Raw genomic sequence first — 20,647 nt, 5'->3', positions numbered from 1 at the left:
CCTATGAAAGCCACCGTAGCCGATATCGCCCGGAGCTGCGGCCTGTCGACCGCGACCGTCGACCGGGTGCTCAACAATCGCCCGGGTGCAAGCGCTGCCAACCGGCAGCGCGTGCTGGAGGCGGCCAAGCAGCTCGGTTATCTGCCGACGCTCGACCAGGTCGTGCTGCCGTCGAAGCCGGCGCATCTCGAATTCTTCCTGCCGATCGGGTCCAACGCCTTCATGGCCGATCTCGCTTATCACATCGAGGATTATGCCCAGCGCCTGCCCTTGGTCGCGTCCTGCCGCATTCACAATCTTGCCGGCATTTCGCCGGGCGCACTGCAGAGTGCCGTGGAGAACCTGTCGCTCAAGGCCAACGGCGTCGGCGTGATCGCCGTCGACCATCCGCGCACACGCAACATTCTGCGCGAGCTGGTCGATGCCGGGATCAGGCTGGTCACGCTGATCTCGGATGTGCCGGCGGCACCGCGCTCGGCCTATGTCGGCATCGACAACCGGGTGGCGGGCCGCACGGCGGCGCTGCTGATGGGCCGCTTCCTCGGCGGCCGTAGGGGACATCTGGCGATGGTGGTCGGCTCGCGCTCCTATCGCGGCCACGAGGAGCGCGAGATGGGCTTTCGTTCGGTGCTCGCCGAAGAATTTCCCGACCTCACGGTCTCAAGCGCGGCCGAAAGCAACGACGAGCCGGACGCCAGCTACCGCGCGACCGTCAAGGCGCTGCACGACGAAACGGATCTGCTCGGCATCTATTGCGTCGGCGCCGGACGCTCCGGCGTGGCCAAGGCGTTGCTCGAGGTCAAGCCGCGTTTGAAGCCGGTCTTCATCTGCCACGACCTGACCAGGGAAACGCGCCGCTATCTCGTCGACGATCTTGCCGACGTCGTCATCGACCAGAATGCGCGGCTGATCGCGGAGCAGTCGGTGATCCGTCTGCTCGGCTCCATTGCCTCGTCGGCGCCATACCTGACGAAGAAATTCATCGAGCCGCGGCTGATCTTCAAGGAAAACGTCCCGGCGCAGTAGCGCGGAGCGCGCCGCTCGCTTATTTGTCTGACGATTGATCCCGCAATTCTGCACAGCAGCTATGCAGGTTTCGCAATTGCCGAATCGTTAGGCACCTCGTATTTATCTGGGTGTCGGCCGTCTCCTCCTCCCAGATGTGATGCCGACGCTGAGTGCGGTACACCTCCTCCCGTGCCGTATTCGAAATCGAGCCCGCTGCCACCTCCTCCCGGCAGCGGGCTTTTTCTTTGCGTGCCAAAGGCGGAGGCGAAGCTACCTAATGCTGACCAGATACGCGCCTAGCCTTTCGCCGTCACCAGATTGGAGCTGAGTTCGAAAGCGACTCCCGATCCATCCGCATAAGACTGCAGCACGGGCGCGCTCCCGCTCATGATGTCCTCCACGACGTGCTTGCGTTCCTGATCGGCCATTGCCTTGCCGGCGGCGCTCATGCCGACCAGGGCCATCGTGTTCAACCGCAGGAGAGGCGCCCCGTCCTCAAAGCGTATCCTGCGCGATATTGTCCTTGATCGGACGTCGTGGAAGCCGGCGTCGCGGAGCAGCACCTCGATCTGCGCCGCATTCCCAAAGCTGTGGCGCAGGTCCACCACTGGGCCGAGGAGGCGCTCGGCGACGCGGCGGAGATCCCGAAAGAAGGGGATTTCCTCATCGGGGCGCCACGTGGCAACGGCCAGCCGGCCGCCCTGCGCCAGTGCTCGCCGCATCTCCGCCGCCGCAGCGGACTTATCGGGAAAGAACTGCAGCCCTTGTTGACAGACGATCAAATCGAACTGCTCTCCGTCATGGAGGGGCAGTGCACCGGCATTGCCTACGCGCCAATCGATGTCTGGCGCCACGGTGCGCGCGACAGCAAGCATATCTGCGTTGATGTCGATGCCGAGGACATATCCGGCGGCACCGAGCCGTTCCCTGGCAACCCGGGCAACTATTCCCGTGCCGCAGGCGATGTCCAACACACGATGGCCTGGAGACAGCTTCAGGTCTTCGAAGGTCACTTCGGCCCAGGGGCGGAAGAGAGGACCCACGAGCCAGCGCTCATACATCTCCGGAAAACTTGCCTGACCCATCGTCTAGCGCCCGTTTCCGGAACAGCATAACAGAATTAGGACGAGGCGAAGAGATCAGCGCGCCCGGAACGAGGCGATCAGGCTTTCGGCCATGCGCACGAATTGCGCGCTCGGACCTTCGGCGCCGACGCTCTGCATCGAGACGCGCGCGCCTTCGAGCAGCAGCGACAGCGTGTCGGCGAGAAGCTCGGCCTGGCCGATGCCGGCATCGCGGCAAAGCGCGACCAGCTTTTCGCGCTGGGCCTCCTTCAGTTCCTTGATGACGCGCCTTGCCGGGTGATCGGTCTCGGTGAGCTCGACGGCGGCATTGGCCATATCGCAGCCGCGGCTGTCGGCGCTCAGCAGTTCCGAAGCCTTTTGCACCCAAGCATGCAGCTGGGCGAGCTTATCGCCGGGATGCTTGGCCTCGAATTCGTCCCAGATCCTCGAAGCCTTCGCCGCCGTTGCGCGCAGGCATTCGACGATCAATTCGTCCTTGGACTCGAAGTGACGGTAAAGCGTCATCTTGTTGGTGCCGGCAGCCTCGGTGATGGCGTCGACGCCCACACCCTTGATGCCGTGCTTGTGGAACATGTCCTGCGCCGTCTCCAGGATTCGGTCCCGGGGACGGGAACGCTCCGCAACGCCGTCAGTCATCATGCTCTCCTTTCGTCGTTTCCAAAAAAACCGTCGCCACCTCTTGACTAGGGTGTTACCGGTCTGTAACTTCCAGCATGTTACTTACTGGTAACACCTATATCACTCGCCGTCAAACGACAAGGCCCTCCGATAGCCCTGCCAGAGTGAGATAGGACGCAAAACCTGCCTGTCATGCGGCTTTGGCCGGTGAAGAACGAGAAAAAGCGGTTCGTGATCAAGCGATGCGGACCGAGCAAGGAGCCACTCCTATGCAAAAGCGCAAAGACCTGACGATCGACGAAGCCATCCGGGATCCGATGATCCGGCTGGTGATGAAGGCGGACGGGATCGACCCCAAAGCCTTCGAACGGATGCTGCGCCAGCGCGCGGCTGACCAGGCGCCGGGCAACATCCCGCCATCCTTCCTGCGGGATTCCGGCTCCGGCCGGGCCCGGCGCCTGCGCCATTTCGCAAACCCGTTCGGCGAGGCGTCCGCATCATGGTGAACTTCTTCATCCACCGCCCGATCTTCGCGTCGGCGATCGCCATCATCATGGTGCTCGCCGGTGCGATCGCCTATTTCCTCTTGCCCGTCTCGCAGTTTCCCGACATCACGCCCCCGCAGGTCGTGGTCAGCGCGCACTATCCGGGCGCCAGCGCCCAGGTCGTGGCCGATACGGTCACCACCCCGCTCGAGCAGCAGATCAACGGCGTGCAAGGCATGACCTACATGTCGTCGACGAGCTCGAATGACGGCTCTTCCACCATCACCATCACCTTCGACGTCGGCTATCCGCTGAGCACGGCGGCGGTCGACGTGCAGAACCGCGTCAGCCAAGCGGCATCCTCCCTGCCGGCCATCGTCAACCAGGGCGGCGTGACGATCAAGAAGCAGAACCCCAATTTCGTGCTGATCGTCGACCTCACCTCGCCCGACGGTTCGGTCGATCCGGTGGCGCTGAGCAACCTCGCCTATCTACAGGTGGTCGACCCGCTGAAGCGCCTGCCGGGCGTCGGCGACGTGCAGATCTTCGGCGAGCGCCGCTATTCGATGCGCGTCTGGCTCGATCCGGACAAGCTTGCCAATCTCGGCATCACCGCTGTCGACGTGCAGAACGCCATCGCCGAACAGAACGTGCAGGTGGCGGCCGGCAAGATCGGCCAGTCGCCGGCGCCCGCCGGCACCGCCTTCGAGATGCAGGTCAATGCGGTGGGCCGCCTTAGCGACCCGAAGGAATTCGGCGACATCGTCGTGCGCGCCAATTCGCAGAACGGCTCGCTTGTGCGGCTGCGCGACGTCGCCCGCATCGAGCTCGGCGCGCTGCAATATTCTTCCTCCGCCTTCTTCGGCAAGGACCCGACCGTGGTTTTGGCCGTCTACCAGATGCCGGGCTCCAACGCCCTCGACCTGCAGCAGCGGGTCAAGGACAAAATGCAGGAGCTGTCGAAGCGCTTCCCGAAGGGCGTCAGCTACGCCATGCATTACGACACGACGCGTTTCGTGTCGGCTTCGATGCACGACGTGCTGATCACGCTCGGCGAAGCGCTGGTGCTGGTCGTCGCGGTGGTGTTCATCTTCCTCCAGAGCTGGCGCACCACCATCATCCCGACCATTGCCATTCCCGTCTCGCTGATCGCGACGCTGGCGGTGATGTACATGCTGGGCTTTTCGCTCAACATGCTCTCGCTGCTCGGCATGGTGCTGGCGATCGGCCTCGTCGTCGACGACGCGATCGTCGTGGTCGAGAATGTCGAACGTCAGCTCGAGGCAGGACTCAAGCCGCTGGCCGCTACGCGCGCGGCGATGGCCGAGGTGACCGGTCCGATCATCGCCACCACGGCGGTGCTGATGGCGGTGTTCGTTCCCGTTGCCTTCATCCCGGGCGTCTCGGGCCGGCTCTACAACCAGTTCGCGCTGACCGTGGCGATCTCCGTCGGCATCTCCGCCTTCAACTCGCTGACGCTCTCGCCGGCGCTGAGCGCTGCCTTCCTGCGCCATCGCGGCGAGACGCAGTTCGTGCTGTTCCGCTGGTTCAACGCCGGCTTCGACTGGCTGTCGCATGCCTATGCGCATGGGGTGCGCATTCTGATCAAGCTGCGCTGGATCATGCTTGGCCTGTTCGCGGCCGGCCTCGTCGCCACCTATTTCGTCTGGCAGAAACTGCCTTCGACCTTCCTTCCCGTGGAAGACCAGGGCTATTTCTTCGTCGTCATCCAGCTGCCCGACGGCGCTTCGCTCGAACGCACCGACGCGGTGGCGCAGAAGGCGCGCGACATCCTGCAATCGACGCCCGGCGTTGACATCGTCGGCTCGATCAGCGGCCTGAACTTCCTGACCAGCGCCGCCCAGTCGAATTCGGCGGTGGAGTTCGCGATCCTGAAACCATGGGACGAACGCGGTCCTGACCAGAGCGCCTCGAAACTGGTCGAGCAGGTGCGCGGCAAGCTTCTGCAGATGCCGGATGCGTTCGCGCTCTCCTTCGATCCGCCGTCGATCCCGGGCATCGGCACCACCGGCGGCTTCGAGTTCCAGGTCGAGGATTTGTCCGGGCGCGGCAGTGCGGCGCTGAATGACGTCACGCAGGCGCTGCTCGCCGAGGCGCGCAAGCAGCCGGAGCTCAACCCGCAGCAGCTGTTCTCATCCTTCTCGACCTCGACGCCGCAGTTCAACTACGACCTCGACCGCAGCAAAGCGAAGCTGCTCGGCCTCAACCTGCCGGACGTCTTCAACACGCTGCAGATCTATCTCGGCTCGCTCTACGTCAACGACTTCAACTTGTTTGGCCGCACCTTCCGCGTGACCATCCAGGCCGACAAGGATGCGCGCGGCGACGCGACCGACATATCGCGGCTCTATGTGCGCAACGCGTCGGGCGGCATGGTGCCGCTGAGCACGCTGGGCAGACTGGTGCCGATCGTCGGGCCGGAGACCGTGCCGCATTACAACAACAACGCCTCGGCCCTGATCAATGGCGGCGCTGCCCCCGGCTTCTCGTCCGGACAAGCGGTGGCGGCCATGGAGCGGGCGGCGGCGAATGTGCTGCCGCGCGACTTCGGCTACGAATGGACCGGCATCACTTTCCAGGAGCTCAAGGCCGGATCGATCGCCTCTGTCGTGTTCGGGCTGGCGATCGTCTTCGTGTTCCTGATCCTGGCGGCGCAGTATGAAAGCTGGGCGATGCCTTTCATGGTGCTGCTGGCCGTGCCCCTCGCTTTGTTCGGCGCCTTCATCGTGCTGTTGCTGCGCGGCATGCAGATCGACGTCTACTCGCAAATCGGCTTCGTCATGCTGATCGGCCTGGCGGCGAAGAACGCGATCCTGATCGTCGAGTTCGCCAGACGCCGGCGCGAGGAAGGCTTGACCATCGTCGAGGCGGCGATGGAGGCGGCACGGCTGAGGCTGCGGCCGATCCTGATGACCGCCTTCGCCTTCATCCTCGGCGTGCTGCCGCTGATGTTCGCGACGGGCGCCGGTGCAGCCAGCCGGCAATCGATCGGCACCACCGTCTTCGGCGGCATGGTGGCGGCGACGATCCTGTCGCTGGTCTTCGTGCCTGTCTTCTACGCCGTGATCGAGCAGTTGCGCGAACGTGGCGAAAGGAAACCTGCCAAGGCGCACGACGATGCGCCTCAGCAAGACGAAATTGAACCGACCGGCGAGCCGGCGCTTCAGCCGCTCGCCCAGGCGGCCGAATAAGATTGGAGATCAATTATGCGTAGATGGAAAATCGCTTTGGGAACGGCCGTCGCGCTCGGCGCGATCTCGGTGGCCAGCGTGCACTTTCTCGACATGGGCAATTTGAGCGGCGGCGCAGCGGGCGCTGCGCCAGCGCCGGCGGCCTTCGTGATGCCGGTGCCGGTGGTGAATGTCGTGAAGAAGACGCTGCCGATCTATCTCGACTACGCCGCGCGGGTGGAGTCGATCCGCAGTATCACGCTGCAGGCGCGCGTGCCGGGCTATCTGCAGGAGCAGACGGCTGCCGACGGCAGCGACGTCAAGCAGGGCGACCTGCTCTACCGTATCGCGCCCGATGATTATCAGGCCGCGCTCGACCAGGCGAAGGCGCAGGTGCAGCGCGATAGCGCGACGCTCGAATATGCAAAATCCAATCTCGGCCGCGGCACCGACCTCGCCAAGGCCGGCTATCTCGACAAGGACAGCTTCGACCAGCGCACCAGCAATCTGCGCGCGGCCCAGGCCGCCCTTGCCGTCGACCAGGCGGCGGTGCGGACGGCCGAGCTCAATCTCGGCTATGCCGAGATCAAGGCGCCCTTCTCGGGCCGCATCGGCCGCAACCAGGCTTCGGTCGGCACGCTGGTCAGTGTCGCCGGCACAGTGCTCAACACGCTGGTGCAGCTCGATCCAATCTACGTGACCTTCAATCCAAGCGAGAGCGATCTGGTGCAGATCGAGCAGGCGAAGGCCGCCGGTCCGATCGCCGTCGACGTGCTGTTGCCCGGCGAGACCCAGCCCAGCCAGAAGGGCGAGCTGACCTTCATCGACAACACGATCGACCATTCGACCGGCACGATCACGGCGCGCGCCACCATCGGCAACGCCAAGTTCACGCTGCTGCCTGGACAGTATGTGCGGGTGCGGCTGCATGTGAAGGAACAGCCCAACACGCTGATGGTGCCGCAGGTGGCGCTGGGTTCCAGCCAGCTCGGCAAATACCTCTATGTCATCGGCAAGGGCAACACCGTCGACCAGAAGCTGGTCTCGCTCGGCCCGACCGACGGCGACCTGATTTCCGTGACCTCCGGCATCTCGGAGACCGACCAGGTGATCACGGGCAATTTGCAGAAGATCGGACCCGGAATGCCGGTTTCTCCCTTGCCGCAACCGAAACCGGCCAGCTGATAACCCCCATCAGTTTCCGGTCCGACGGCGCCCTCGATACCCACGTCGAGGGCGCCGTTTACTATTTGGGGTCAGGCAATTCCGACGCGGAAAGGAACAGTCTTCTACGGACGGGTCCCTTGTTGGATTGTCGACAACCTGATTGTGTTACAGCCAGTTCATCGGAATATGACCTGACCCGCAAACGAACACAAACGTGAAGATCAAGAGCATCAAGACCTATCATGTCGTGCAGCCCTTCGTGGACGGACCTTACCGCATGTCCAAGGGGCGGATCGCCGACTGCTTCGACGCGGTGATCGTCGCCATCACGTCGGACAGCGGCGACACCGGCTGGGGCGAGATGGCGCCGCTCGGCAATTTCTACTCGGCCGCGTTTCCCGCAGGCACACGCGCGGGCGTGCCGGAGATCGCGCCGCATCTCATCGGCCAGGATCCACGCGGCCTTGCCGGCATCGGCCGGCTGATGGACACGGCATTCAAGGGCCACCCCTACATCAAGTCGGCGCTCGACATGGCGTGCTGGGATCTTGCCGCCCGCGCCGCCGGCGTGCCGCTGGTGACCATGCTTGGCGGCCGCGAGAGCGAGATGGCCGAGACCTACCGGGTCGTCACCCACGGCACGCTCGATCAGATGGCAGCGCTTGCCAAAAGGATCATCGCCGAAGGCTGCCGGCGCCTGCAGGTCAAGGTCGGCGGCAATGTGCGCGACGACATCGAGCGGGTCTCGGCAGTGGCCGCCGCCGTGCCGAAGGGCACGGTGATCTTCTGTGACGCCAATGCCGGCTGGACGCCTTACCAGGCGCGCCAGTTCGCCGACGCCACGCGCGGCATCGACTACACGTTCGAGCAGCCATGCACGACGATCGAGGAGAACATGTCGGTGCGCCGCATGCTAGACAAGCCGATGGTGCTGGACGAATCCGTCACCTCGCTGGGCGAGATGCTGGAGATCCACCGCCGCGGCGCCGCCGACGGGCTGACGCTGAAGATCTCGCGGCTGGGCGGCGTCACGCAGACCCGCCTGATCCGCGACGTCGCCGTCGATCTCGGTTTCATGATCACGGTCGAGGACACCGGCGGCGCCGAGATCGACACCGCCGCCATGGCGCATCTGTCGCTGTCGACGCCGCAGGAGCGCCGGCTGCACGCCATCGCCTTCCACGAATGGGTGACGGTGCGTACGGCCAGGAACGCGCCGCCGGTAACCGGCAGCCACATGGGCGTTCCCGACGGCCCCGGCCTTGGCATCGATGTGGACCCTGGCCTGCTCGGCAAGCCGTTCTTCGAGATTGGCTGAAGATGAAGATCAGGCGGGTCGAGTCTGAGAACGTTGGCGCCAGCGCGCCGTGCTACTCGGCCGCCACGCCCTTTACCTCGAGATAGCTTTCCATGGAATCGTCCAGCGCCTGCAGCCAGGGCGTATGATGGAGCGGCGACATGGTGCCGGTCATCAGCGAGCGGTAGGCGTTGTCGCGGAAGGTCATGATGTTTTCCATCTTGTGGTGCTCCCACTCCATGAAGGTGCGGTTGACCGCCTCGACGTCGAAGCCCGGATAGTCGGTCTGGTCCATCAGCTCCTTGGTGTAGTCGCCCTGGAACCAGATCATCTGCTCGGCGTCCTCCAGCGTCTCCTCGCGCGCCCGCCACTTGGCGCCGTGCTCGGCCATCGCTTCGGCGGATGGCAGCTTTATGCGACCTAACATCACGTCGCGCGCGTACCAGGCCTGCGCGTCGAACATGTTGAAGGTGTAGAACTGGTCCTGCATGCCGATGTAGAAAAGCTTCGGGTTCTTCTCCCAGACCACGCCTTCATAGAGATCGAGCGGCCACATGCGGTTGGCGGTCTTGAGCTTGAGGTCGTCGGTGAGGAAGGGGAAGGAATGCAGATAGCCGGTGCACAGGATGATGGCATCGACATCCTTTGTCGTGCCGTCCTTGAAATGCGCCGTCTTGCCGACGACCTTCTGCAGCAGCGGCACCTCCTTCCAGTTCTCCGGCCATTTGAAACCCATCGGCTTGGAGCGGTAGCTGGAGGTGATCGATTTGGCGCCGTATTTGTAGCATTGCGAACCGATGTCCTCGGCCGAATAGGAGCGGCCGATGATCAAGATGTCCTTGCCCTTGAATTCCATGGCGTCGCGGAAATCGTGGCTGTGCAGGATGCGGCCGTTGAAGGTGGGGAAACCCTCGAAGAAAGGCACGTTTGGCACCGAGAAATGGCCTGAAGCGACCACGACGTTGTCGAATTCCTCCGAGTAGGTCACGTCGTTGGTGCGATCATGCGCGGTGACGGTGAACTTCTCGGTCTCGTCGGAATAGGTCACCATGCGCACCGGGCTGTTGAAGCGCACCCATTCGCGCAGGCCGGATTTCTCGACGCGGCCCTTGATGTAGTCCCACAGCACCGCGCGCGGCGGATAGGAGGCGATCGGCCGGCCGAAATGCTCCTCGAAGGTGTAGTCGGCGAATTCGAGGCATTCCTTCGGGCCGTTCGACCAGAGATAGCGGTACATCGAGCCGTGCACCGGATCGCCATGCTCGTCTAGGCCGGTGCGCCAGGTGTAGTTCCATAGGCCTCCCCAGTCGCTCTGCTTCTCGAAGCAGACGATTTCCGGGATCTCGGCGCCCTTGTCGGCGGCCGACTTGAAGGCCCTTAGCTGGGCCAGGCCTGACGGTCCGGCTCCGATGACGGCGACACGAGATTTCATTGCGGGCCTCCTCCTTTTTGATTTCGACTTTTTTCTTAACGCAATTCCGGGCGGAAAACCGTTCGACACTTTTCCTGGAATTGCTCCCACGAAACAAATTTCACTGACAGTGACAGTAATTGGGTCTTTGGTGCTGTCAACAAACATCTGCGGCGGCGGCGTTTGCGTGAAACGGTTTTTGCGCGCAAAGGCGGCGGCGTCACGTTGAAGCAGGCGCGCCCTGCAACCGCTAGCGGCTTGTTGTCGCGGTTGCGCTCTTGTATCGCCACCGAATATGTTCACCTTGAGTGAAATAAATCCGCGAGAGTCGGGGGCGACATGGCGAACAAGAATTCCGGCACCAGGTCCACCGATGCGGCAGCGAAGGGCAAGGCACCGCTAAAGCGCGTTTCGGCGGCCGGGCGCACGATACGCGCGCCGTTGACGCAAAATCCGCACGCCATCCGCGACACGCGCGAGAAAGTGCTGGAAGTGGCGATCGGCCATGAGGTGCGCGCGTTCCGCAAGAAGCTCGGCATCACCGTCGCCGATCTCGCCACCGCCACCGACATTTCGCTCGGCATGCTGTCGAAGATCGAAAACGGCATCACCTCGCCATCGCTGACGACATTGCAGGCGCTGTCGCGGGCGCTGGGCGTTCCGGTGACCGCCTTCTTCCGGCGTTTCGAGGAAGAGCACAGCGCCGTCTTCGTCAAGGCCGGCGAAGGCGTCGATGTCGAGCGCCGCGGCACCCGCGCCGGCCATCAATACAACCTGCTCGGACATATCGGCGCCAACACCAGCGGCGTCGTCGTCGAGCCCTATCTTATCACGCTGACCGAGAATTCGGACGTGTTCCCGACCTTCCAGCATGCGGGCATGGAATTCCTCTACATGCTCGAAGGCGAGGTCGTCTACCGGCACGGCAACAATCTCTATCCAATGAAACCGGGCGACAGCCTGTTCTTCGACGCCGACGCGCCGCACGGCCCGGAAGAGTTGACGCGCCTGCCGATGCGGTATCTGTCGATTATCTGCTATCCGCAAAACAGCGCGGGGTGAGACGTTCTGGTTCCTCGCCCCACGAAAGTGGGGAGAGGTGGCTCGGCGAAGCCGAGACGGAGAGGGGAGCGCCCTACGAAGGCCCCCTCTCCGTCCGCTTCGCGGACACCTCTCCCCCGCTTTGCGGGGGCGAGGAACCCAAGTCTTCAATCCGGCCCGAATCCTGGTGACGTCGGGCTGCCGTCGTCAAGCTTCGACAGCCATTCCACCAGCGTCGGCCTATATCGTGTCAAGCCCTTATAGGTGGCGAGCTCTTCCGGCAGGTCGCGGATGACGCGGTGCAGGCGGCGCGCCCATTTCGGCTGCGTGACCAGCTCGTCCATCTTGATCAGATAGCAACGGATCGGGAAGACGATGGCGTTGGAACGCGGCAGCCGCCAGAAGCTTTGCAGCTCGACGCGCAGATGCACCTTCTGGCCGACATTTTCGGGCGTGACCGTGGCGCGGTCCGGGCCCCATTTGTGATAGTTTTCGGGGCTGGTGTCGAGGCGCGGGTTGATGGTCATCGTCCAGTTGAGACGCCTTGCCGGCTTGCCCTGCTGGATGTTGGTGAGGAACTTCAGCGCGCGCGTGAAAATGCCCTTCTCATGCGCCAGCGGTACCGGCGCGTGCCATTCGAAGAAGTTCATGCCGATGTCGAAGTCGAGCGACCAGTCGGCCTGAGTGGTGACCATGCCGGCATCCATCCACAGATTGCCGTCGCGCTGGTCGAGGATACAGAAATCGCCCTGGCTCTGGCGGGTGATGTATTCCATCGGCCCGTAAGGCAGCGTCGAGGTGTCGCCGAAGGTGAAGGTGTCACCGATACCGAGCGGCCGGTTGATCCAGCGCCAGCGATCGCCGTTTCGCTCCAGTGTGAAATGCTCGGGATAGCCGAGCGCCTGCTGCTCCATCAGAAGCTCGAGCAGGTCCCAGCCGGCCAAAGTCATGTGCGGCAGCGACTGGCAGCGCAGCGGATCCTCGGCCAGAACAAGCGCGCGGTCTTGCATCTCGGCGACATAGTGCTCGTCGACGTCGATCAGGTTCTCGAGCACGCTGCCCTTGGGCCCGACGACATGCGGCTCGATATTGACCGCATACATGTAGGCATCTTCGTTGAACGGGAAGGGAAAGCGCCTGATGTGCTCCGGGCTGTTCTTAAAGGTGAAATCGTCGCGAAACGTTTCCTTGCGAAAGGTGATGCCCATTGACGCCTCCTATCTTTCCAGGACCAGCGACTTGCCCTCGAAGCGCGAGACGCAAGGCATGATCTTGCAGCCGGAACGGTGGTCTTCCTCGCTCAGCCAGTGATCATTGTGGATGAACTTGCCGTCGGAGGAGATCACATTGGTCTCGCACTGGCCGCAAACGCCGCCGCGGCAGAGATAAGGCGGGTCGACGCCGGCGGCTTCGATCGCCTCGAGCAGGCTCTGCTGCTCGCCGACGCGGATCGTCTTGCCGCTGACGGCCAAGGTCACGTCGAACGGCGCGCCGGGCTGGGGTGCCGCGAAATGCTCGAAATGCACGGTCTCCGGCGGCCATCCGAGGCTGGCTGCGCGATCGCGCACCCAGTTGATCATGCCGGCCGGGCCGCAGACATAGAGATGCGTGCCGAGCGGCTGCGAGGACAAGAGCCGATCGAGGTCGATGCGCTCCTCGCGGTCGTCGTGATAGAGCCTGACCCGGTTGCCATAGCGCTGCTGCAGCACATCGGCATAGGTGCCCAGCGAAGCGGTGCGGCAGGTGTAATGCAATTCGAAATTGCCGCCGGCGCCTGCCAGCTGCGACGTCTGCGCCATGAAAGGCGTGATGCCGATGCCGCCGGCCAGCATCAGGTGCTTCTTCGCCCGCAGATCCAGCGAGAACAGATTGACCGGATAGCTGATCACCATCTCGAGGCCGGGCTTGACCTGCCGGTGCATGAACAGCGAGCCGCCGCGGCCGGCATCGTCTCGGCGCACCGAGATCGTGTATTCGCGCGTGTCGAGCGGCGAGCCCATCAGCGAATAGGGATTGAGCCTGGTGCGGTCGCCGTCGCGCATCTCGACCACGACATGGGCACCGCCGGAAAAGGTCGGCAGCAGCTCGCCGTCGCGACGGCGGAAATGGAAGCGGGTCACGAGGTCGTTGACGGGAACGACGTCGCTGACAACGACGTCGAGCTTGGTGGTGCCGGTGCTCACGGGAAAGCCTCCTCGATCGGAGGAATCTCGGAGCGATCCTCGGCATTGATGCACACGCCCTGGAAGGCCGCGAGGCGCCGCGAATAGTGATCGCGCACCAGAAGCAGCAGGCCGCAATGCGAGCAGGTAGCCGGCTGCGTCGTTACATTCTCGGTGATGCCCTTGCAGTGCACGCATTGCATGCGCCGCGCCAGCGAGCCGCGATGCTCGGTCGCAATGGAGGTATGGTCGATGCCGGCTTCAAGCGCTACTTGCATTGCCTGGCCGATCAGGCCTTCGGTGCCGGCAAGATAAAGGCGCAGGCCCATATGGGCGTTGGTCAGCGTCTGCTTCAGCCGCGGCAACAGGCTGGCGAAAGACGGCGCGATGTGAAGTTGCATCGGCTTCAGCGCTTCGAGGGCGGCGATGTGCTTCCCCTCGGGCCCCGGAATGAAGACGATCTCGGCGCCGTCGAAGAAGCCAGGCGGCGCCTTGCCGGTCATGTCCGTTATCGCGAGCGCGCCTTCCGCATCGGCGATGAACAGATGATGCTTGCCTGGTTGCGGCGACAGCGTTCCGTAAATGGGCCGGCTGATGATCGTCTTGACTGCCATTCTTTCCTTCGTGCCCCGAAAGCCCTCCCGCTGATGATGCCTCAACCTTTTGCTGTGCGCTTGGTCTTTTTGGGATCGTCGAACGGCAAGGGCTGCGCCGTTGCTTTGATCGAGCCGCTCCGATTACGAATCTCGAGCTTGGTGTCCTTGACCGCGCAATCGACATCGAGGCGCGCGATGCCCATCGATTTCTCGACCAGCGGCGAATACATGGCGCAGGTCACCACGCCGACTTGTCTGCCGTCGCGATAGACGGGCGCGCCCTCATCCGCCGGTTCCTTGCCGTCGAGCAGCACGCCGTAGATCTTGAAGCGCTCCTTGCCCTTCAGCCGATAATGCTCCTCGGCGCCGCGGAAGCCGGTCTTGCCGGGGCTGACGGTGAAGTCGAGGCCGAGCTCCCACAGCGTGTCGCCAGGGCCTTCGTTCTCGAACGGATACTTTTGGGAATTGTCGTAAGGGTAGAAGAGCAGATAGCTCTCGACGCGCAGCATGTCGAGCGTGGTGAAGCGGCAGGGAATGATGCCGGCGCTCTTGCCCTCCTCGAGGATCCTGTCCCAGATCGTGCCGGCATCCTGGCCGCGGCAGAAGATCTCGTAGCCGCGCTCGCCGGTGTAGCCGGTGCGCGAGATCATCACCGGAAAGCCGAAGAGCTGCGTCTGCATATGATGAAAATAGTTGAGGTCGCGGATGCCCGGCACATGCTTGGCGAGATAGTCGACCGCGGTCGGGCCTTGCAGCGAAAGGTCGTGCAGATTGTCATCGAAGCGCAGCGAGACATCGCGGCCCATCGCCGCCCGCTGCAACTCCTCATGGCCGGTGCCCGAGCCGTGCACGACCATCCACGAGTTCGGGCTGATGCGGTAGAGGATGCAGTCGTCGGTGAATTTGCCGGCCTCGTTCAGCATGCAGGCATAGGCTGACTTGCCGGGATAGATCTTTTCGACGTCGCGCGTCGTGGCGAGGTCGATAAGATGCGAGGCGTGCGGCCCGGTGATATGAACCTTCTTCAGGCCGGAGACGTCCATCAGCCCGGCCTTGGTGCGGATCGCGACATATTCCTCGTCGGCGTCCTTGTCGTAGGTCCAGGCGGTGCCCATGCCGCTCCAGTCCTCGAGTTTCGAGCCGAGCGCGCGATGGCGATCCGCCAGGGTCGAGAATCTCCAGGATGCCGTCATCCGATCGTCCTCCGTGCGATTTAAGTCGTTGCTGTTCCCTGCTCCTGCTTGGTGGCGGAGCTTGGTCGAATATTGACCGCAAACGGCGAAGCCCTGCAATCCCCTTGAAGCAAATAATTTCATTGTCAGGCAAATTTCTTGCCCGATGACAAACGGTTTACGATGCGTAAATCCGGCTTGACAATTTCGGGAATCGAGCGGAATTTATGAAAAAAATTTCACTCTGTTGAAAGAGTGGACGCCCGGTCGGTTGTGTGGCCGGACGTCGCCAGAAGGGGAAAACCGATGTCCGACATGCAGCAGCGCATCGAAGCGCTGTACCGTTCTGACGTGCGTGGGTCCGTGCTCCTGATCGTGTGCCTATGGGCAACGATCCTCTTCGTCCTCCTAATGACATGGCCATACATTCCGCATAGCGGCATCAAGCTCGTGGTGGCGGTTGCAGCCGCCGCGGTGCTGATCTTCAACACCGCCGCGATCCTCGCCATGCTCAACCACTACAAGGAAGACAAGGACTTCATCTACGGGCTCGACATCAAGAACGCCGACGCCGCCCGCAACCGCCAATCGTGAAGGGAGAAACCATGGCTCGCTATACCCCGCCGGAGCAGAGCAAGGCCGGACAGATCCTCGACATCGCGGTCGTGGTGGTCGCAATCTTCGTGGCGCTCTGGCTGCCGCTGAAACTCGGCTTTGCCGGGGCGGCGAAGTCGATCGACCCGCTCGATGCCAAGACGTGGGACGCGCTCGGCCAGAATGCGACCATGGCGTCAATCTGGGAGAAGCTGGGCTACACGCCGGAGACGGCGCACGACATCATCCAGAACCGCTTCCACTACATCATCGACTGGCCGACGCTGATCATCATGGCGATCGTGCTGATCGCGTATTTCGTCTTCCTGTTCCGCGCCTCCGATAAGGAATATCGCGAGGTCATCAACGAGAAGTTCAACGACAAATAGACTTCGACGACAAGAGACTTTCGACGACAAAGAGACCGGGGAAAACATCATGTGGATGGGACTGTCTTACGTTTGCTGGGGCATCTCGGTCGTGCTTGCGGCGTGGATGCTCTACGACTGGTTCAAGGTCGATACGACCTATTCCGAGGAGACTTTGACGTCTTCCCGTGAAGGCGAGCTTGAAGCCGTTTCCGAAAAACACCGGATCTGAGTGGGGACTGACATGACGGCTGCGGTTGAAACGGCACAAACGACGACAATCCACGGCGACAGGGTCTCGCTGCTTCGGGTGCTCGGCCCGGCGCATGTGTGGGCGCTGGGCGTCGGCATCGTGCTAGTCGGCGAGTTCACCGGCTGGAATTTCTCCGCCGACAAGGGCGGCGCGCTCGCCGCGCTGATCGTCTGCTGGGTCGTCGGACTGCTCTACACCTCGGTCGCCATGATCGATTCGGAGGTGACGTCCACCGTCGCCGCCGCCGGCGGCCAATATGCGCAGGCCAAGCATATCGTCGGGCCGCTGATGGCCTTCAACGTGGCGCTGTTCCTGGTGTTTGCCTACACCATGCTGGAAGTGTCGGACGCGATCCTGCTCGGCGACACAATCGTCGCCAAGGCCGGCGTCGAGGGGCTGACGCACAACTCCTTCATCGCCGCCACCATCGTCGTGCTCGCCTGGCTCAACTATCGCGGCGTGCTGATGACACTCAACGTCAACTTCGTCATCACCGCGATCGCCTATGTCTCGATCGTCATCCTGTTCTTCTCCGTCAGCCCGTGGACGCAAGGCGCGGTGCTGAAGCTCAACGAGCTGGTCACCCCCGCCAATGCGCTGCCCTATGGCTGGATCGGCGTCATTGCCGCCTTCCAGTTCGGCATCTGGTATTATCTCGGCATCGAGGGCACGACCCAGGCGGCCGAGGAAGTGCGCTCGCCGGCGCGCTCGCTGCCTTACGGCACTATGGCCGGCATGATCACGCTTCTGATCGCGGCCGCCATGACCTGGTATGTCTGCGCCTCGCTGATGCCCTGGGAATATCTCGGCATCACCTACTATCCGCTATGGGACGCCGGCAAACTGACGGGCAGCCCGCTGCTGGAAAACCTGCTCTTCATCGCGACGCTGCTGGCCGCGCTCGCGTCGGCCAATGGCTGCATCAACGACGCGGCGCGCGCCTGGTTCTCGCTCGGCCGCGACCGCTACCTGCCGAGCTGGTTCTCGGCGGTGCATCCGAAGTATCGCACGCCCTATCGCTCGATCCTGTTCCTGCTGCCGATCGCGCTGGCCTTCGCCTTCATCGCCGATCTCAACCAGGCGATCACCTTCTCGATCCTGTCGGGCGTGTTGCAATACACCTTCATGAGCATCAACATCATGATGTTCCGCAAGAAGTGGCCGCTGGGTTCGATCCGCCGCGGCTACACGCATCCCTTCCACCCACTGCCGGCGATCGTCCTCTTCTGCCTGTGCATGGTGACTTTCTTCGCCATCTTTCTCGGCTTCGGCTCGCAGCTGATCGCGATGACCGTCTTCTATTTCCTGATCTCGCTATGGTTCCACTTCTACCGCTACAAGTTCGTGCGGCGCGGCGACCAGTTCTCCATGCCGTGGCCGAAGCCGCAGGGTTATTGAGTGGAGTAAGGGCCCGCCGTTCGATGGCGGGCCGTGGCGTATCGAAATGTCTGAGCTGACGTCAGTATTGCTTACCGGGGCGATCGCACTGGGCGTCGCCGCTCATATTGCCTGGCTGGCGCGCGCCGGCCGCAACAGGGCGAAGGCGGCCCTGGCCGCCGATATGGCGAGCATCCGCAGCATCGTTGTGGACGCCGCCGACATTTCCGACGGCACGGCCGGCGTCGTCACCTGGGCCGGTTCCTGGAACGGTCAGCGCGTCCAGGTGCGGACCATCGTCGACACGCTGGCGACACGAAAGCTGCCGACACGCTGGCTCAGCGTTTCGATCACCGAGCCGGTCGCGGTGCCGGGCACGTTCGACATGATGATGCGGCCGAATTCGGCGACGACATTCTCCAATTTCGACCATCTGCCGCACACGCTGCCGAAGGTGCTCGGCCTTCCCGCCGACGCGGTGCTCAGGACGGACCGCAGAGGCGTCGCCTTCCCGCAGGATCTGATCGCCGCGCATACAGACATCTTTGCCGAAAGCCGCGCCAAGGAATTGCTGATAACGCCGAAGGGCGTGCGCATCGTCTGGCTGCTGGCCGAGGCCGAGCGCGCTCGCTACGGTGTGTTCCGGCAGGCGGCGTTCGGCGATGCCGGGATCGATCCGGCCTTGATCGAACGGCTGCTCGAGGCAGCCTCGACGCTTCGCCAAGCCATCAACCGGCGCGAAAGGCGGGCCGCATGAGCGACGAAACCGCCACCCCTGCTCCCGCGAATCCCTATCTCGTGCTCGGCGCCGGGATGATCTTGCCGGCAAGCGGCCATGTCATGCTCGGCGTGCCGGCGCGCGGGCTGCAATTCCTGTTCTTCATGGTGATCCTTGGCTGGATAACCACCAAGCTGGCGCCGGCCGACGCCGGCTTCATCGGCCGCCATGCCGGCGGCTTCCTGATCTATGCCTTCTCGATCCTCGACGCCTATAGGATCGCGCGCATCCGCCATGCGATCTGGGTTCACAATGCGCGTCCGGGCGGCGATAGTGCCGAGGGCAATGCGCCGTCTAATATGTAATCACAGGAAAATTTTTTTCATACCAATTGAATTCGGCTTACTCATTGGGTACATCATCTGAGAGCCAAAAAACGTTGGAGGCTGGCATGTGCGGAATCGTCGGACTTTTCTTGAAGGACAAGGCACTGGAGCCGAAGCTCGGCGCCATGCTGTCGGAAATGCTGGTGTCGCTCAGCGACCGCGGACCGGACAGTGCCGGCATCGCCATCTATGGCGCAGCCACCGGCAATGAAGCCAAGATCACCGTGCAGTCGCCGAAGCCCGATCGCGATTTCCGCGGCCTCGACGCCGAGCTCGCCAAGGCGATCAGCGCGCCGGTCAGCGTCGCGGTCAAGTCCACGCATGCGGTGATCCGGACCACGCCGGACAAGGTCGACGCCGCGCGCGAGGCGCTGCAGACGCTCCGGCCCGACATCCGCATCATGGGCGCCGGCGAGGCGGTGGAGATCTACAAGGAAGTCGGCCTGCCCGAAGCCGTCGTCGACCGCTTCGGCGTGCGCGCGATGACCGGCACGCATGGCATCGGCCACACCCGCATGGCGACGGAATCGGCGGTGACGACGATGGGCGCGCATCCTTTCTCGACCGGCGCCGACCAGTGCCTGGTGCATAACGGCTCGCTCTCCAATCACAACAATGTACGCCGCGAGCTGATCCGCGACGGCATGACCTTCGAGACCGAGAACGACACTGAGGTGGCGGCTGCCTATCTCTCCAACCGGATGGCGCATGGCAAGAATCTCGGTGAGGCGCTGGAAGGCACGCTCTCCGACCTCGACGGCTTCTTCACCTTCGTCGTCGGCACCAAGAACGGCTTCGGTGTGGTGCGCGATCCGATCGCCTGCAAGCCGGCCGTGATGGCCGAGACCGACCAGTATGTCGCCTTCGGCTCCGAATATCGTGCGCTGACCAAGCTTCCCGGCATCGACAATGCGCGTGTCTGGGAGCCCGAGCCCGCAACCGTTTATTTCTGGGAGCATTGAGCTGATGCCGGCAACCCCAATGTCGAAAGCAGAGCGCGAGCCAGGCAATGCCCACAGTCAGGCGTCACGCGTCTTTGACCTATCCGTGCATTCGCTGCGCGAATTGAATCAGGCGCTGCACAAGCTCACGCCCGGCTCGAACGAGACCGCCTGGGAAGTGCTCAACCCGAAGGGCAGCCATTCGGTGGCGGTCGGCGTCGATCAGCCCGTCAGCATCGATGTGCGCGGCAGCGTCGGCTATTACTGCGCCGGCATGAATGACGGCGCAGCGATCACCGTGCATGGCTCGGCCGGCCCCGGCGTCGGCGAGAACATGATGTCGGGCTCGATCGTCATCAAGGGGGACGCCAGCCAGTATGCCGGCGCCACCGGCCGCGGCGGCTTGCTGGTCATCGAGGGCAACGCCTCGTCGCGCTGCGGCATTTCGATGAAAGGCATCGATATCGTCGTGCATGGCAATATCGGCCATATGTCAGCCTTCATGGCGCAGTCCGGCAACCTCGTGGTGCTGGGCGATGCCGGCGACGCGTTGGGCGATTCCATCTACGAGGCGCGGCTCTTCGTGCGCGGCAAGGTGGAGAGCCTCGGCGCCGACTGCATCGCCAAGGAGATGCGGTCCGAGCATATCGAGTTGCTGCAGGCCCTGCTCGACAAGGCCGGCGTGACCGGCGTCAAGGCGTCGGAGTTCAAGCGCTACGGCTCGGCCCGCAAACTCTACAATTTCAACATCGATAACGCCGACGCGTATTGAGGCAA

The 20,647-nt window shown here is 63.1% G+C and carries 21 protein-coding genes; 14 read left to right on the top strand and 7 right to left on the bottom strand.

Annotation, left to right across the window (positions count from 1 at the left end):
* Positions 1 to 3 precede the first annotated feature (3 nt).
* Complete coding sequence (locus LB538_RS04835; protein WP_224526602.1) at positions 4 to 1,026, top strand: LacI family DNA-binding transcriptional regulator; 1,023 nt, start codon at positions 4 to 6, stop codon at positions 1,024 to 1,026.
* A gap of 278 nt (positions 1,027 to 1,304) precedes the next feature.
* Here the strand turns inward: LB538_RS04835 and LB538_RS04830 are convergent, their stop codons facing one another.
* The gene (locus LB538_RS04830; RefSeq protein ID WP_224526606.1) at positions 1,305 to 2,093 is read right to left on the bottom strand and encodes a class I SAM-dependent methyltransferase; all 789 of its coding nucleotides are present in this window, start codon (positions 2,091 to 2,093) and stop codon (positions 1,305 to 1,307) included.
* 54 nt (positions 2,094 to 2,147) lie between these two features.
* A complete protein-coding gene (locus LB538_RS04825; protein WP_140544202.1) occupies positions 2,148 to 2,729 on the bottom strand; it encodes a TetR/AcrR family transcriptional regulator in 582 nt (193 codons plus the stop codon).
* A gap of 182 nt (positions 2,730 to 2,911) precedes the next feature.
* Here LB538_RS04825 and LB538_RS04820 point away from each other — a divergent pair, with 182 nt between their 5' ends.
* From LB538_RS04820 to LB538_RS04805, 4 genes are all read left to right on the top strand, one after another.
* Positions 2,912 to 3,217 (top strand): hypothetical protein, encoded by a 306-nt coding sequence (locus LB538_RS04820; RefSeq protein ID WP_224526609.1) that lies wholly within the window; start codon positions 2,912 to 2,914, stop codon positions 3,215 to 3,217.
* Complete coding sequence (locus LB538_RS04815; RefSeq protein WP_224526613.1) at positions 3,211 to 6,408, top strand: efflux RND transporter permease subunit; 3,198 nt, start codon at positions 3,211 to 3,213, stop codon at positions 6,406 to 6,408. Before LB538_RS04820 ends, LB538_RS04815 begins: the two co-directional genes overlap by 7 nt.
* A gap of 15 nt (positions 6,409 to 6,423) precedes the next feature.
* Entirely contained in the window at positions 6,424 to 7,572 is a 1,149-nt protein-coding gene (locus LB538_RS04810; protein ID WP_140844218.1) for an efflux RND transporter periplasmic adaptor subunit, read from the top strand.
* Between the two features lie 196 nt (positions 7,573 to 7,768).
* Entirely contained in the window at positions 7,769 to 8,872 is a 1,104-nt protein-coding gene (locus tag LB538_RS04805) for a mandelate racemase/muconate lactonizing enzyme family protein (RefSeq protein WP_224526616.1), read from the top strand.
* Between the two features lie 52 nt (positions 8,873 to 8,924).
* Here the strand turns inward: LB538_RS04805 and LB538_RS04800 are convergent, their stop codons facing one another.
* Positions 8,925 to 10,283 (bottom strand): NAD(P)-binding domain-containing protein, encoded by a 1,359-nt coding sequence (locus LB538_RS04800; protein ID WP_224526619.1) that lies wholly within the window; start codon positions 10,281 to 10,283, stop codon positions 8,925 to 8,927.
* A gap of 318 nt (positions 10,284 to 10,601) precedes the next feature.
* On the opposite strand from LB538_RS04800, the gene LB538_RS04795 reads away from it, so the two are divergent.
* Positions 10,602 to 11,324 (top strand): helix-turn-helix domain-containing protein, encoded by a 723-nt coding sequence (locus LB538_RS04795; protein WP_095768763.1) that lies wholly within the window; start codon positions 10,602 to 10,604, stop codon positions 11,322 to 11,324.
* 146 nt (positions 11,325 to 11,470) lie between these two features.
* Here the strand turns inward: LB538_RS04795 and LB538_RS04790 are convergent, their stop codons facing one another.
* From LB538_RS04790 to LB538_RS04775, 4 genes are read right to left on the bottom strand one after another with little or no spacing between them, the layout of a single operon-like run.
* Complete coding sequence (locus LB538_RS04790) at positions 11,471 to 12,511, bottom strand: heme-dependent oxidative N-demethylase family protein (RefSeq protein ID WP_224526622.1); 1,041 nt, start codon at positions 12,509 to 12,511, stop codon at positions 11,471 to 11,473.
* A gap of 9 nt (positions 12,512 to 12,520) precedes the next feature.
* Positions 12,521 to 13,486 (bottom strand): PDR/VanB family oxidoreductase, encoded by a 966-nt coding sequence (locus LB538_RS04785; RefSeq protein WP_224515839.1) that lies wholly within the window; start codon positions 13,484 to 13,486, stop codon positions 12,521 to 12,523.
* The gene (locus LB538_RS04780; RefSeq protein ID WP_140844223.1) at positions 13,483 to 14,079 is read right to left on the bottom strand and encodes a dimethylamine monooxygenase subunit DmmA family protein; all 597 of its coding nucleotides are present in this window, start codon (positions 14,077 to 14,079) and stop codon (positions 13,483 to 13,485) included. The genes LB538_RS04785 and LB538_RS04780 overlap by 4 nt, the downstream gene beginning before the upstream one ends.
* Positions 14,080 to 14,120: 41 nt before the next feature.
* On the bottom strand, positions 14,121 to 15,254 hold the full coding sequence (locus tag LB538_RS04775; protein WP_224526625.1) for an aminomethyltransferase family protein: 1,134 nt from the start codon (positions 15,252 to 15,254) through the stop codon (positions 14,121 to 14,123).
* A gap of 285 nt (positions 15,255 to 15,539) precedes the next feature.
* On the opposite strand from LB538_RS04775, the gene LB538_RS04770 reads away from it, so the two are divergent.
* The 8 genes from LB538_RS04770 to LB538_RS04735 all read left to right on the top strand — a co-directional run bounded on the left by LB538_RS04770 (position 15,540) and on the right by LB538_RS04735 (position 20,642).
* Positions 15,540 to 15,827 (top strand): hypothetical protein, encoded by a 288-nt coding sequence (locus LB538_RS04770; RefSeq protein WP_095768768.1) that lies wholly within the window; start codon positions 15,540 to 15,542, stop codon positions 15,825 to 15,827.
* 11 nt (positions 15,828 to 15,838) lie between these two features.
* Positions 15,839 to 16,216 (top strand): hypothetical protein, encoded by a 378-nt coding sequence (locus LB538_RS04765; RefSeq protein WP_224526628.1) that lies wholly within the window; start codon positions 15,839 to 15,841, stop codon positions 16,214 to 16,216.
* Between the two features lie 49 nt (positions 16,217 to 16,265).
* A complete protein-coding gene (locus LB538_RS04760) occupies positions 16,266 to 16,427 on the top strand; it encodes a hypothetical protein (protein ID WP_095768770.1) in 162 nt (53 codons plus the stop codon).
* Positions 16,428 to 16,439: 12 nt separating this feature from the next.
* On the top strand, positions 16,440 to 17,846 hold the full coding sequence (locus LB538_RS04755) for an APC family permease (RefSeq protein WP_140693763.1): 1,407 nt from the start codon (positions 16,440 to 16,442) through the stop codon (positions 17,844 to 17,846).
* A gap of 46 nt (positions 17,847 to 17,892) precedes the next feature.
* Positions 17,893 to 18,582, top strand: a complete 690-nt coding sequence (locus LB538_RS04750; RefSeq protein ID WP_224526631.1) for a hypothetical protein — start codon at positions 17,893 to 17,895, stop codon at positions 18,580 to 18,582.
* The gene (locus LB538_RS04745; protein WP_224526634.1) at positions 18,579 to 18,908 is read left to right on the top strand and encodes a hypothetical protein; all 330 of its coding nucleotides are present in this window, start codon (positions 18,579 to 18,581) and stop codon (positions 18,906 to 18,908) included. Before LB538_RS04750 ends, LB538_RS04745 begins: the two co-directional genes overlap by 4 nt.
* An 86-nt stretch (positions 18,909 to 18,994) precedes the next feature.
* On the top strand, positions 18,995 to 19,891 hold the full coding sequence (locus tag LB538_RS04740) for a class II glutamine amidotransferase (RefSeq protein WP_140544186.1): 897 nt from the start codon (positions 18,995 to 18,997) through the stop codon (positions 19,889 to 19,891).
* Positions 19,892 to 19,910: 19 nt separating this feature from the next.
* On the top strand, positions 19,911 to 20,642 hold the full coding sequence (locus LB538_RS04735) for a GXGXG domain-containing protein (RefSeq protein ID WP_224526638.1): 732 nt from the start codon (positions 19,911 to 19,913) through the stop codon (positions 20,640 to 20,642).
* Positions 20,643 to 20,647: the final 5 nt, after the last annotated feature.

Origin of the sequence: Mesorhizobium sp. Ca11, from assembly GCF_020165275.1 — a bacterium.
In the GTDB taxonomy this organism is placed as follows: Bacteria; Pseudomonadota; Alphaproteobacteria; order Rhizobiales; family Rhizobiaceae; genus Mesorhizobium.
The sequence above is the reverse complement of the archived record's forward strand: the minus strand, read 5'-3'. Positions and strand labels throughout refer to the sequence as shown.